Annotated in this window: 14 protein-coding genes; 5 read left to right on the top strand and 9 right to left on the bottom strand. The window is 35.5% G+C overall.

Annotated features, from left to right (window positions below; genetic code table 11):
- Positions 1–2: 2 nt before the first annotated feature.
- The 4 genes from gldD to mutY are packed head-to-tail and all read right to left on the bottom strand — an operon-like array spanning position 3 to position 3,445.
- A complete protein-coding gene (gene gldD / locus I600_RS12545) occupies positions 3–566 on the bottom strand; it encodes a gliding motility lipoprotein GldD (RefSeq protein ID WP_058104874.1) in 564 nt (187 codons plus the stop codon).
- On the bottom strand, positions 556–1,884 hold the full coding sequence (locus tag I600_RS12540; protein WP_058104873.1) for a gliding motility-associated protein GldE: 1,329 nt from the start codon (positions 1,882–1,884) through the stop codon (positions 556–558). Before I600_RS12540 ends, gldD begins: the two co-directional genes overlap by 11 nt.
- Positions 1,885–1,903: 19 nt before the next feature.
- Entirely contained in the window at positions 1,904–2,368 is a 465-nt protein-coding gene (locus tag I600_RS12535; protein ID WP_058104872.1) for a single-stranded DNA-binding protein, read from the bottom strand.
- 27 nt (positions 2,369–2,395) lie between these two features.
- Entirely contained in the window at positions 2,396–3,445 is a 1,050-nt protein-coding gene (gene mutY, locus I600_RS12530; protein WP_058104871.1) for an A/G-specific adenine glycosylase, read from the bottom strand.
- Between the two features lie 127 nt (positions 3,446–3,572).
- Between mutY and I600_RS12525 the strand changes: the two genes are divergently transcribed.
- From I600_RS12525 to I600_RS12510, 4 genes are all read left to right on the top strand, one after another.
- On the top strand, positions 3,573–3,863 hold the full coding sequence (locus I600_RS12525) for an HU family DNA-binding protein (protein ID WP_027065813.1): 291 nt from the start codon (positions 3,573–3,575) through the stop codon (positions 3,861–3,863).
- A gap of 262 nt (positions 3,864–4,125) precedes the next feature.
- A complete protein-coding gene (locus I600_RS12520) occupies positions 4,126–5,673 on the top strand; it encodes an Rne/Rng family ribonuclease (protein WP_058104870.1) in 1,548 nt (515 codons plus the stop codon).
- A 106-nt stretch (positions 5,674–5,779) separates the two neighbouring features.
- Positions 5,780–6,586, top strand: a complete 807-nt coding sequence (locus I600_RS12515; protein WP_058104869.1) for a DUF3667 domain-containing protein — start codon at positions 5,780–5,782, stop codon at positions 6,584–6,586.
- A gap of 6 nt (positions 6,587–6,592) precedes the next feature.
- On the top strand, positions 6,593–7,069 hold the full coding sequence (locus tag I600_RS12510) for a regulatory protein RecX (protein ID WP_058104868.1): 477 nt from the start codon (positions 6,593–6,595) through the stop codon (positions 7,067–7,069).
- 6 nt (positions 7,070–7,075) lie between these two features.
- Here I600_RS12510 and I600_RS12505 read toward each other — a convergent pair whose 3' ends face one another.
- The 4 genes from I600_RS12505 to bioA all read right to left on the bottom strand — a co-directional run bounded on the left by I600_RS12505 (position 7,076) and on the right by bioA (position 11,705).
- Complete coding sequence (locus I600_RS12505) at positions 7,076–7,948, bottom strand: cupin-like domain-containing protein (protein ID WP_058104867.1); 873 nt, start codon at positions 7,946–7,948, stop codon at positions 7,076–7,078.
- A gap of 78 nt (positions 7,949–8,026) precedes the next feature.
- Positions 8,027–9,121, bottom strand: a complete 1,095-nt coding sequence (gene bioB / locus I600_RS12500) for a biotin synthase BioB (RefSeq protein ID WP_058104866.1) — start codon at positions 9,119–9,121, stop codon at positions 8,027–8,029.
- Positions 9,122–9,210: 89 nt separating this feature from the next.
- Complete coding sequence (locus I600_RS12495; RefSeq protein ID WP_058104865.1) at positions 9,211–10,422, bottom strand: beta-ketoacyl synthase N-terminal-like domain-containing protein; 1,212 nt, start codon at positions 10,420–10,422, stop codon at positions 9,211–9,213.
- Between the two features lie 8 nt (positions 10,423–10,430).
- Positions 10,431–11,705, bottom strand: coding sequence for an adenosylmethionine--8-amino-7-oxononanoate transaminase (gene bioA / locus I600_RS12490; RefSeq protein ID WP_058104864.1), 1,275 nt, complete (start codon positions 11,703–11,705; stop codon positions 10,431–10,433).
- 63 nt (positions 11,706–11,768) lie between these two features.
- On the opposite strand from bioA, the gene I600_RS12485 reads away from it, so the two are divergent.
- Positions 11,769–13,250, top strand: coding sequence for an ArnT family glycosyltransferase (locus I600_RS12485; RefSeq protein ID WP_058104863.1), 1,482 nt, complete (start codon positions 11,769–11,771; stop codon positions 13,248–13,250).
- On the opposite strand, the gene bioD is transcribed toward I600_RS12485, so the two are convergent.
- The gene (bioD, locus tag I600_RS12480) at positions 13,245–13,862 is read right to left on the bottom strand and encodes a dethiobiotin synthase (RefSeq protein WP_058104862.1); all 618 of its coding nucleotides are present in this window, start codon (positions 13,860–13,862) and stop codon (positions 13,245–13,247) included. The genes I600_RS12485 and bioD overlap by 6 nt on opposite strands.
- Positions 13,863–13,868 lie beyond the last annotated feature (6 nt).

The raw sequence follows: 13,868 nt of genomic DNA, 5'->3' as shown, positions 1-13,868 counted from the left end.
AGTTACTTATTTTTCCACCTTAAGGTCTCAATGATACTTCTTATATCATTTTGAAGATATGAAGCAGCAGGAAGAATGGAGTCATAATTAGGCCGTGAATAAAAATATACAGAGCCCGTTAAAAAATGTTCAGTACTATCCGTTACAAAAAACTGGGATTGAGAAGCCGCATTGCCCTGCACCTCAAACAAGGCACCATACACTTTCTCATTTGGGTTTACATATGGCTGCTCTACAATATTGTCAGCTTTCGCAGCATGTTCATAACTTAACCTTTTAGAATCGTGAATTAACTGAGATAAATTACCATCAACTTTCTTATAACTTAAAAAAATGGCTCCTTTCATTTCAGGGTACGAAATGGTATATGCCTGATCGCCATTAGGTTCTGCTTCTGCCAACTGATTGTACTTAAAACTGAAGTTCTCGGTTTCTAAATCCGCCAATTTACCTTGTGGATACTCTAATCTCATTTTAGCTTTCGGCTTTGGAATTACCGGCTCATCTTTACAACTGAGCATTAAAAGAAATACTATAAAAAATCCTACTAATGACTTACTCTTCATGTGGTAAGGTTACTTTTATTTGTTTCAATCGTTTTTTATCCATGGCCTCTACTACAAAAGTGTATGACCCAAACAATATCTTTTCTCCACGTCTAGGAAAACTGCCAGCTTTTTCCAAAACAAATCCGGCCAAGGTTTCTGACTCTCCTTTGTTTTCCTCAAAGTTATCCGTATCCTCTAATTTGATAACCCTGTAAAAATCTTTTAAAGGTGTTTTTCCTTCAAAAACATAGTTGAAATCATCCAATTTGGAATAAATAAGGTCTTCATCATCGAATTCATCACTAATATCACCAACTATTTCCTCAATAATATCTTCTAAGGACACTAAACCTGATGTGCCCCCATACTCGTCAACAACAATTGCCAAGTGATTTTTCTTTTCTTGAAATTCGGATAAGAGATCATCTAATTTCTTATTCTCGGGCACAAAGTATGGCTCTCTTATAAGGGTCATCCAATTAAAGGTCTTTCTGTCTAAGTACGGAAGTAAATCTTTTACGTAAAGAACCCCTTTCACAGTATCTATATTCTCACCAAAAACAGGAATTCTAGAATAACCGTGCTTTTTAATTTCTCCCAAAACTTCAGGAAATTTCATTTGCTCATTTAAAGCGAAAATATCGATACGGGGACGCATTACTTGCTTGGTGTCCGTATTACCAAAAGTTACAATACCTTCTAAAATCTTCTTTTCTTCTTTTGTAGTATCTCCTTGTGAAGTTAAATCTAAGGCTTGGGATAAATGATCGATACTTAAATTAGATTTCTGTTTACCTAGCTTATTATATAAGAACAAGGTACCGGAGCGCATTGGCAAACTTAAGGGTGAAAATATAAAGTCCAATATCCTTAAAGGGAAAGCCATTAAGTGTGAAAAACTCATTCTATTTCTATTGGCATACACCTTTGGCAGTATTTCACCGAACATCAATATTAAAAATGTTGCTACCACAACTTCTAATAAAAAACGAACGGACACCACCCCGAACAATATCTGATTAACATTTTCAAATAACGTATCACCAATTACACTGAACAACAAAACAACACCAATATTAATAGCATTGTTAGCTATTAAAATAGTCGCCAATAGTTTTTTAGGGCGCTCCAATAGTTTAATGAGAATAGCACTTTTTGCCGTTTTCTCATCTTGCAATTCTTTAATTTCGGTTGTGGATAAACCAAACATGGCCACCTCTGCTCCTGAAATTAGTGCAGAGCAAAGAAGAAGTACACATAGTACAATTATATTCATTGCAAAAACACCGTTTACAACCAATGTTGTCATTAAAAACGGTATGGGGTCTGGATCCAATAGCTGCTATTTAATATTGTTAGAATGGCAAATCATCATCATCCTCTTGACTTACAGGTGCAGAAGATTTAGATGGCGTTCTATTTTCAGTACTTACGGGTTTTTGCTGACTAGGTGCAGCTCCACCGTTATTTTGCATACCTTCTTTTTTGGTAGTCAAAAACGTAAAATCTTGCACGTGTACTTCTGTTGAATATCTAGTATTACCATCTTCACCTTGCCATTGACGGTTTTTCAACCTTCCTTCAACATATACCTTATCACCTTTACTTAGATATTTTTCACAGATTTCAGCAGCTTTATTTCTCACCACTATATTGTGCCAATCTGTATTGGTAACCCTTTCCCCGGTAGATTTATTGGTATACGTCTCATTCGTAGCAATTGGAAACCTACCAATACTACCGCCTCCTTCAAAATAATGCATTTTAACTTCGTCGCCTAAATGCCCTATTAACATTACCTTATTTAATGTACCGCTCATAACTTAAAGATATAAAAATCAAAAGTACTAAAATTTAAATGCTTTTATAAAATCTGCGATCAAAACCGGCACAGGAAATTCAGTTACTTTTTCAACAGGAATCTTATTGGTTAAATCTGCCTCAATATCAACTATCCAAAATTTGGTATGTAAATGTTGATGGGACAATTTATGCACTATATCCATATCATTATATATATGTATATCTTTTACGACCGCCCCATCAAAAACAGCATTACTACCTGCAATAACATCATTGAGCTCCAAAGATGCTTTTGACTCTATTAAAGGAAACTCCCAAAGATTTTGCCAAATACCTTTACCCTTTCTCTGTTGCAATATGGTAAACTTATTATTTTTTGCATCCTTATATATAGGTATAAGATAATTGAAGTACCTATTACTAACTTTTGTCTTTTTAAGTTTTACTGGCAATTGATCAACTAGCCCTTTTTCTAAAGCAACGCAACTTTCACTCAATGGGCAAAGTAAACATAAAGGTTTTTTGGGCGAGCATTGCATTGCACCAAACTCCATTATAGCTTGGTTGTAGTCCCTTATATTTTTAGGGTCCATGACCTTTTGGGCCAAAGACTTAAAATATTTAATACCCTCCGTACTATTTATAGGGATATCTATACCATAATACCGAGACAATACTCTGTACACATTACCATCTACTACTGCATGTGGTTCACTAAAACAAATAGAGGAAATAGCACTGGCAGTGTAATCACCTACCCCTTTCAGTGTTAAAAGTTTCTTATAATTATCTGGAAACTTACCTTTATATTCGCCCACAACCATTTTTGCGGCAGCATGTAGGTTTCTGGCCCTAGAGTAATACCCAAGACCTTGCCAGAGTTTAAGAACCTGCTCTTCTTTTGCGCTAGCAAGATCACCAACGGTAGGGAAAGTTTCCACAAACCTTAAGTAATACGGGGTTCCCTGGGCTACTCGTGTTTGCTGAAGAATGATTTCAGAAAGCCATATTTTGTACGGATCAGTGGTTTTACGCCATGGTAAAACACGTTTATTTTTATGATACCAATCTAAAATTTTACCCGAAAATGACATGCTCTTCAATACTAAGTTATAAAAGTAGCAGTTTATACACTTAAAATTAACCCATTAGAAAGAAAGATTGAATTTAATTTATATATTTGCAACCCGAAAAAACATACAGAAAATCTAATATTGAAAGATGACGAAAGCGGAAATTGTATCGAAGATCTCAGATAAACTGGGAATTGAAAAAGGAGATGTACAGGCAACTGTTGAATCCTTTATGGAAGAGGTAAAAACATCATTAGAAAGTGGTGACAATGTTTACCTAAGAGGTTTTGGTAGTTTTATCATTAAGACAAGAGCTGAAAAAACCGGTAGAAATATTTCCAAGAACACAACTATTAAAATACCCGCTCACAACATTCCTGCATTTAAGCCTGCAAAGGTTTTCGTTGAAGGAGTAAAGAGCAACGTACACGTAAAATAATTAATCTTAAAAAAAGAACTTTATGCCAAGCGGTAAGAAAAGAAAGAGACATAAGGTAGCTACACACAAGCGCAAGAAGCGTAGAAGAGCTAACCGACACAAGAAAAAGTAGTTTTAAAAACTACTTTTTCTTTTTAAAAAACGTTCATTGACATAGAGATCCAATATTTGGATTTCGGCAAATACACTAGTATTTGTCTATGGTATTGTTTAATCAGTTTGTTCCCTATACAATAGTTGGAACAACTAAAAATATATTCAGGTGAATAGAGAATTAATCGTAAGATCTAGTTCGCAATCTGTTGACTTTGCCTTGTTAAAGGACGGAAAACTCACTGAACTGCACAAAGAGGAAAATAGTAATGATTTCTCTGTTGGAGATATATTTCTTGCCAAAATAAGAAAGCCCGTGACCGGTCTTAACGCAGCGTTCGTAAACGTTGGTTATGAGAAAGATGCATTTTTGCATTACCACGACCTTGGTCCTCAATTATCTTCAATGCTTAAGTTCATTAAACAAGTGAGCACAGGAAAATTAAAAGATTACTCCTTAGGTAATTTTCCGTTCGAGACCGATATTGACAAAAATGGTGTTATCACCGATGTCATAAAAGCAAACCAATCTTTATTGGTTCAAATTGTAAAAGAGCCTATATCCACTAAAGGACCAAGAATTAGTTCCGAGCTTTCAATTGCCGGACGTTATTTGGTAATGGTTCCTTTCTCTGATCGTGTATCCGTATCTCAAAAGATAGGTAGCAAAGAAGAGAAAGATAGGTTAAAAAGACTTGTTAGAAGCATTAAACCCAAGGGGTTTGGTGTTATCATAAGAACGGTCGCAGAAGGACAAAAAGTCGCAGAGCTGGACAAAGATCTAGAAAACTTGCTGAACAAATGGTCAGCAATGTGTAAAAAATTACATCGTGCCCAAACACCATCAAAAGTATTTGTTGAACTTAATAGAGCATCTTCTATTTTAAGAGATGTATTCAATGATAGTTTCACAGGAATACATGTTGATGACGCTACATTATTCAGTGAAATAAAAGAATATGTAGCCGAAATTGCTCCTGAAAAGGAAAGCATTGTTAAGCACTATAACACCAATGTTCCTATTTTTGAAAAATTTGGAATCGAAAGACAGATCAAAACGTCTTTTGGCCGCACTGCCGCTATGAGCAAAGGCGCCTATTTAATAATAGAGCATACCGAAGCACTTCATGTAATAGACGTAAACAGTGGCAACAGATCAAACAAAGCTAAAAATCAAGAAGATACGGCCTTAGAAGTAAATCTCTTGTCTGCATCAGAAATCGCAAGGCAATTACGCCTACGCGATATGGGCGGAATTATTGTAGTGGATTTTATTGATATGGTAAAACCACAACATAGAAAAAAGCTTTTTGAACATCTTAGAGATGAGATGAAAGATGATCGTGCCAAACATAAAATACTACCTCCTAGTAAATTTGGTTTAATTCAGATTACCCGACAAAGGGTACGACCTGAAATGAATATTAAAACAACTGAAGAGGACCCAAATAATTCTGGGAAACAGGTGGAAGCACCTATTGTTTTAATAGATAAAATTACAGCGGACCTTGAAAAACTTCTTAAAGGACCTAAAAAGGATAACAGTATAACTTTAAATATACACCCTTTTATAGCAGCCTATATTACAAAAGGTTTTCCATCAATGAGAACAAAATGGTTCTTGGAATATAAGAAATGGATTAAAATTCAACCGCGCGATGCGTATACGTATCTAGAATATCGTTTTAAAAATAAAGACGGTAAAACAATATATTAAACCAATAAGACTTTATACAACTAAAAGCGACTCTAAACAGAGTCGCTTTTTTTGTTTTTGGGTTTTTATGTATTTTAACAATTAAATTCCTAACCAACCATTACAAATGTCCTGCAAAAACTGCTCTTCTGCTCTAGTTCATCAATCATTTTACTGTAACCAATGTGGTGCTAAAATAGTCTTTGAAAGAATAACGATTAAACGTATTCTAGAAGACGCTTTTCAAAATTATATTGGGTGGGACAATAAGTACCTTGTTACCATTAAATACTTGATTTTAAGACCTGGAGTGCTTCTCAGGGAATATTATAGCGGCACACGTAAAAAGTTCTTAAATCCTTTTGCATTTCTAACTATAGGCATGGCTATTAACTTGTTTGTATTTAATTCTTTTGATGAAGAATTTATATCAGTTATGAATGATTTTAATAAATCTCAACTAGATTGGTATGCCGAAGTTATAGGAGGTCCATTTACAAATGAAGAGTTTCAATCAGAGCAATTGACAAAATCTGCTGAAAGTTCAAAATTCATGCTTAAGTATTTTAATATATTGGTAATACTTCTGCTACCAATATACACCTTAATGGCTTTTCTTATATACAGAAAGCCATACAATTATGCGGAACATATTGTAGCCAATTGCTACATTCAAGGTTTTAGTATGTTAACTACCTCTCTAATTTTTTTTATAGCTATTTGGATTCATCCAAGTCTGTACCTCTTAATTTATCCATTACTTATTCTCTATTATACTTATGTCTATGGGAAGCTTTATAAGCTAACAATAGGACAGTCAATTTTGAAAATTATTTTATTTTTAGCCATTTTAACAGGAAGTATATTAGCTGTAGCAATCATTTCAGTTCTAATAGGTATAGCTATTGCATACATATTGGGAAACTTTAAATAAATTTCATTGAACCAAAAATCAAAAGGCTATACCGTTCAAGAAGCCACTAAAAAAATAGAAAGCTATTGTGCCTACCAAGATCGTTGCCACAAAGAGGTGGTTTCTAAATTAAAGGATATGGGTATGATACCGATAGCTATAGATACCATTATAGCCCAACTTATTGAAGACAGGTTTTTAAATGAAGAGCGCTTTGCCAAAAGTTTTGCTCGTGGCAAATTCAACATTAAAAAATGGGGCAAAAATAGAATTGTACGTGAACTCAAGTTTAGAGATGTTTCTAAATATAATATAACTACAGCTTTAAAAGAGATCGAACCCGAAGCATACTCAACCACCCTAGATCATCTCGCTAAAAAAAGACTAGATCAAATTACTGAAACAAATACCCAGAAAAGAAGAAAAAAATTAGCAGATTACCTCCTATACAGAGGCTGGGAAAGTCACTTGGTCTATGAAAAACTGCAAGAGTTAATTCCCTAAGAACCTTTAGTTTTCATCTAATGCCTCAACATTTTTATTGGTGTCAGTAATCGCCCTGATATTCTTGGCATCTATCCAATCTTGACCTTTGAGTTTTCGCATTAATACATCATAATAGCGCATTATCAAAATGTTGTAAAATGCCTTACCTAAATTTTTGGGATTACGTGCCAAAGCACGCAAACTCATAGAAAAACCCGGGGTTATATACTTCATATAATGCCAAAACCCTTCTGGCATATACAGTACTTCTCCATGTTTTAATGTTGTTTTAAAACCGTTAGCATGTCTTAGTGCAGGCCACTTTTGATAATCAGGATTAGAGAAGTCAATGCTTTCATGTGTTATTAAAGAATGTGGTACTTTATAAAGCCTCTTTGTTTCAGATTGAGGAAACAACACCACTTCTTTCTCTCCATCAAAATGAAAATGAAAAATATTGGCTAAATCAATATCATAATGCATAAAGGTGTATGAATCTCTTCCGCCAAAAAACAACATTGGCAGCCCTTTTAAAAGCCTTAACCCAAAATCCGGAAAGGCATAGTCTTTCTGTAAGGCAGGTACTTCCTTTAAAATATTCCAAAGAAAAATTCTGTATTTGGTTGGCTCTTTTTTTAAAAGATCAACATAGTCCGCCATTTTCATTTTAGCATGTGGCTCGTTAAAACCGTCTTTATGCTGAACCGGTCTATTATCATATAAGGGCACAGTAATATCCCCTGCAACCTCTTTCATGTAATCTAAATTCCATTTAGTAAAGGCTGGCCAGTCTGCAATAGCCTGTTCTAACACAACAGGCTTTTGAGGCTTAAAGTAGTTTTCTATAAAGTCGTCCTTAGTAATATTTTTTACCCTAGGAATGTCTGCTAACTTCAATTACTCTTGGTTTTTTTAGGGATGCCAAAGGTAATTAACGTTAAGAAAATATTTTCTTAAAAATGTATTAATGTAGTATTAATCAACAATTTTAGCCTTTTGCTTGGCATTTTCATTACGCTCAATTGAATGACCCGGTCTTGACCATTTCGGTTTTTCGCCCATTGGTTTTAATTGAGAATCCTTTGCTTCAACAGTTTTTGGCTGTGATACTTTTGTAAACGGCTTTTGTGGGTTTAAGCCTAACATTTTGAACATTTCCATATCCTCGTTTACATCTGGGTTAGGAGTAGTCAACAACTTATCTCCCGCAAAAATAGAGTTTGCTCCGGCAAAGAAACACATTGCCTGCCCTTCTCTACTCATCTCTGTTCTACCTGCGGATAAACGAACCTGAGTCTCTGGCATAACTATTCTGGTTGTAGCCACCATTCGAATCATATCCCAAATAGATACGGGCTCAATATCTTCCATTGGCGTTCCTTCTACGGCAACCAATGCATTAATTGGAACTGATTCCGGCTGTGGATTTAATGATGTCAACGCCACCAACATGCCTGCTCTATCTTCCAATGCCTCTCCCATTCCTATAATACCACCACTACAAACGGTTACATTACTCTTACGTACATTTTCTATAGTATCTAAACGGTCTTCAAAAGCACGTGTGGAAATTACATCTTTATAATAATCCTCTGATGTATCTAAATTATGATTGTAAGCGTACAAACCAGCTTCTGCCAAACGCTTTGCCTGATTTTCTGTGATCATACCCAAGGTACAGCAAACCTCCATGTCAAGCTTATTGATGGTTCTTACCATTTCTAACACTTGTTCAAATTCAGGACCATCCTTAACATTTCTCCATGCGGCACCCATGCACACCCTTGAACTACCAGATGCTTTTGCACGTAATGCCTGAGCTTTTACTTGAGATACGGCCATTAAATCATTTCCTTCAATATCTGTATGATAACGCGCCGCCTGAGGACAATACCCGCAATCTTCTGGACAACCACCAGTTTTAATGGAAAGTAATGTAGAAACCTGAACCGTATTAGGGTCGTGATTTTTTCTATGCACCGTTGCAGCTTCGTAAAGTAGCTCCATTAAAGGCTTGTTGTAAATTTCTAAAATTTCTTCTTTTGACCAATTATGTCTTGCTTCGCTCATATAATCTTAGGTTGTTACCAGGGTTCAAAAATAACTGAATTTAAATTGAAAAAATAATTGTTGGTTTTTAAATTAATGATTTACACCTTCTATTCTTTCTTAGAAACCAAAATACTTACTGCATTACCACCAAATCCAACCGCATTTACAAGCACTTTTTTAAGGTCTTTTTCATGCGTTTTCTGATTCAAATAAGGTATTGAGACCATTTTATTATTCTGTAACATGAGTATTGCCAATTCTAAATTTAACATCCCCGATGTGGCAAACGTATGACCTATCTTCCATTTATTGGTGGTCAATTGCGGCATATCATCACCAAATACTTCTTTGATTGCATTATATTCTGATGAATCTCCTTTGATGGTTCCTGGTGCGTGCATTACAATGGCATCTACCTCAGCAGGATTTATCCCATCCAAAGCCTTTTTCATAGATTTTTGAAAGCAAACGGCATTTGCGGAAATTGATGTATTATGTTTTAAAATTTCCGTTGCAAACCCCACTCCTTCAATAACAGCCAGAGCATTGTCAACAATCCCTGTTTCCAAACACGCAACTGATGCCGCTTCGCCTAAAATCATACTATTGTATTCCTTTTCAAAGTTTAACGCTTGGCAAGGATAATTTTGGCTACGCTCAATTACTGTTGCCTTATCGACTACCGAATTCGAGTTTAACGTTGGTGCTTTTGCGTATATTTTTAACGCCTTCATTTGGGCAATGGTAAAATTGGTCAAAGGTGCTTCACTAGCTCCTACCAAAAACCTACTAGACATTCCGCTATTTAACCAAGCTACCCCGTTCAGCACTGAATGTAATCCTGTTGAACAGGTAATGGAATGTGAAATGTCCGGTCCCTTAGCCCCTAAATCATGAGACACCCATGAAGATATGTTACCTAGCGTGGTTGTTGGTGAGCTGAGTGTGGATGAAATACCTGTATTTAAAAATTCAGAATGATATTCTTCAAACAACTTGGTTGCCCCTCTTGATGAGCCCATATTGATTCCAAAATCAGAAGTATTGCTCCAACCAGATTGTTCAAAAGCCATCCTAGAGGCTACCATAGCAAATAACACACTATTATCTAACTTTTTATATTTACTATCAGACCCTCGTAATGATGCTACCATTACCTGTCCAGATGTTGCTAAAGGTGCAACCCAGGTTTTAGCTTCATTGATATTTTCAAGTGAAAAATAATGTTGGTTATTTTGATAGGCTTTCCAAATTTCATCTAGACTAGACCCCAGAGGTGAAATTGAAGCTATGGACGTTATTGATATTTTCTCTTTCAATGTCTATTCTAAAAAGTGTTCAATGCTTCCGTTATGACCTCATAAACCTTCTGAAGCTCTCCTTTTTTAATTACATAGGGCGGCAATACATAAACGGTATTCCCTAAAGGTCTTAATAAAACACCTCTTTCTAAAAAGAAGCTATATAGCTTATCTCTTAAATTACCGTAACGTTCTGTTTCTATATTTAAGTCAATGGCCAAAATTACGCCCTTAACCCTTACTTCCGCAACTTTTGGGTGTGATTTAATTTCTTGTACATAGGTATTGTGAGCCATATTAATAGCTGACCTTTTCTTCACAATTTCTGGAGAGTTCAATAATTTAATACCTGCCAAAGCTGCTGCACAACCTAATGGGTGAGCACTGAACGTATGAGCGTGGAAAAAACCTTTATGCACCTCATCACTTAAAAATCCGTTATACACCGCTTGAGAACAACTGGTAATACTTAACGGGAACATGCCTGCCGTCAAAGCCTTGCTCAAACACATGATATCTGGCTTGTTTTCCAAATAATCAGAGGCAAAATTTTTACCCGTTTTACCGAAACCGGTCATTATTTCATCGGCAATACATAAAATATGTTCTTCTTGACAAATTTCTATCAATTCATTTAAACCTTTAGCCGAATGGAATTTCATGCCGGCCGCACCTTGTACCAATGGTTCAAATACGAAAGCGGCGCATTTATTTTTCTTTAGTATTTGAGAGAGCAGCTGTTTAATCTCATCTAAATTGTCTTCTGTTGGAACGGGAATACGTTCTACTTTTAACAAAAAATCTTCAAACGGACCGTTATATGATGATAGTCCCGATGCACTCATTGCACCAAACGTATCGCCATGAAATCCATCCTCAAAAGCAATTAATGTATCTCTTTTCTCTCCTTTATTATGAAAAAATTGAAATGCCATTTTTATTGCTGCCTCAACGGCCGTTGAACCATTATCGTTAAAGAAAATCTTAGCCTGATTGTTAGGCAATATTTCCATTAATTTTTCAGATAATTCAATTGCAGGTTCATGCGTTAATCCACTAAACATTACAAAGTCTAAGGTTTGCATCTGTTGTGTAATCGCAGAAACAATCTGTTCATTGGCGTGGCCGTACATTACCGTATACCAAGAAGCGATCGCATCTATATATTCATTTCCATCTTCATCGAACAAGACAGCTCCTTTAGCCTTTACAATAGGCAGCTGGGGTTTTCCCAACTTATGTTGTGTAAGCGGATGCCATAAATGTTTTTTATCTCTATTGGATAGATTTTCTACAGTCATAGAATTTATAATTCGCCATTTTATCTATCTTGCAAAGATCGGGAAATAAACTGCAATAATCAGATGCCCTTAGAAAGAAACAGAAATGCACTTTTAGCTTTTTCCCAAATGAAGGATACTACGGTGTTCTTATTACTCTCATTAATTACACTATTTATTCGATTTCCCTTTTTCTTTAGAGACTATGTAGATCGTGACGAAAGTACCTTTATTCTTCTAGGTCAATCTTGGGTTGACGGATTTTTACCTTATACCCAGTTGTGGGACCTAAAACCACCTTTAACTTTTGCTTTTTTTGCGGCTATCATATCCATATTTGGCAAAAGTTTTGTTGCCATACGCTTTGCCGGTGTAGTTTTAGTAGCTATAACCGCATTCTTTACATATAAAATAGCATTGACCCTAGTCTCTAAAAAGGCGTCTGTATTCATAGGGATAATCTGTGTTGTTCTGCTAAGCCTATTTGGCAGCTTACAAGGGGTAATGTCAGAACATATTTGTATGGCTTTCTTTGTACCGTCTATCTATCTTTTACTTTCAAAAAATTCTAGCTTTTCCATATTTTTATCTGGTATACTAGTGGGTGCAACGGTAATGGTTAAGCTAAACATGGCTTTCCCAATTCTGTTCTTAGGACTTTTCTTATGCTATGAGTCCATTTTCACTAACAGAAAAACAAGCTTTGTACAGGTTGTCTTATTTGGTACCGGAGCCCTAACCATTATTCTAGCAACGGTAACCCCATATTTTTTGAACGATATAACGTATACCTGGTGGGAGTCCGTAATTCTTGCCCCTTTAGAATATACGGAAGCAAGACGTTATTCTGTTTTTAAACTAGCACCCATCTTCGTTATTACAGCAGTATTTTTGTTTTATGCCCATAAAAGTAAAAATCTAGACTTTAAGAATAGAAATATTCAGCTGTTATTGATTACCATTATAGGTGTATTATTCTCTTTTGCAAAAGGAGGAAGAATCAATGGCCATTACCTAATTCAGCTACACCCAATGCTTTTAATTTTAGTAGGTGTTGTTGTTAGCAACCTTATTACAGTTCATAAACCAAAAATACCGGCTTACTTAGCCGTAATTGGTCTATTGATTCCAGCCGAAAGTTATCTGGAGTATGTAAATGTTATAAATAATAAGATTGAAAAAGGCACTATTTTCAATGGTGAAGGTTTTTCTGCCCCACAATTCATTTTAGAAAATCAACTTGAAACCAAGAACGTACTATTCTTTGAATATCATATTGGTTATTGGAACTTAGGCACCTTACCACCAACTACCGCCTCTACACATCCTAGTAATATTTGTAGGGATGAACTTTTTACCTTTTTCAAAAATCCGAGAAAAAAGTCTATTGAAGAATTAAAATTTATCATGGAAGAACTACAACCAAAAACCGTTGTCATTAGAAAAGGTAAACGTATTTTAGATAAAAAAGAAGTTGAGGAAAACCAGTACATAGATAACTACCTTGCCCAACATTATACATTATTTGCAACGGTAGATAATGCCATTATTTTACAGCGATTATAAGGTTTGTAATATTCCTTGAAATTTGTCGGCATATTTTTTAACAACCTCTTTTGTGAATTCTTTTTCTTCGTCTATTCTACCAATTAACGACACACCGGTTTTATGCAGTATGATATTCTCCGTGTGCGGATTTGCTTCTCCACTGAACAATACCGAAACTTCATATCCTTTATGCAACAACCATTGTATTGTCAATAAAGAATGGTTGATACTGCCCAAATAATTTCTAGATACCACAACCACTTTATAATCTGGCATTATAATATCGAACATGGTATCTTCATCATTAAGCGGTACCAATATACCACCAGACCCTTCTATGATCAAATTATTATCCGTTTCTGGCTCGTTAATGTGAAACCTATCTATAGTGACACCTTCAATCTGGGCTGCAGCATGCGGACTCATGGGCAATTTAAGATTATAGCTGCTTGGGTGAAACTTAGACCTATCATTAGATATTAAACGTTTTACCTTATCCGTATCCGTATTATCTAAATCTCCTGCCTGTACCGGTTTCCAATAATCGGCTTTCAATGCCTCAACAAAAATTGCTGATGCAATAGTTTTGCCTACCTCGGTAGATATTCCTGTCACAAAAATCTTTTGCATATTTTC

The sequence above is a fragment of the Maribacter dokdonensis DSW-8 genome, from assembly GCF_001447995.1.
Taxonomy (GTDB): domain Bacteria; phylum Bacteroidota; class Bacteroidia; order Flavobacteriales; family Flavobacteriaceae; genus Maribacter; species Maribacter dokdonensis.
This window is presented reverse-complemented; position numbering and strand designations above follow the sequence as displayed.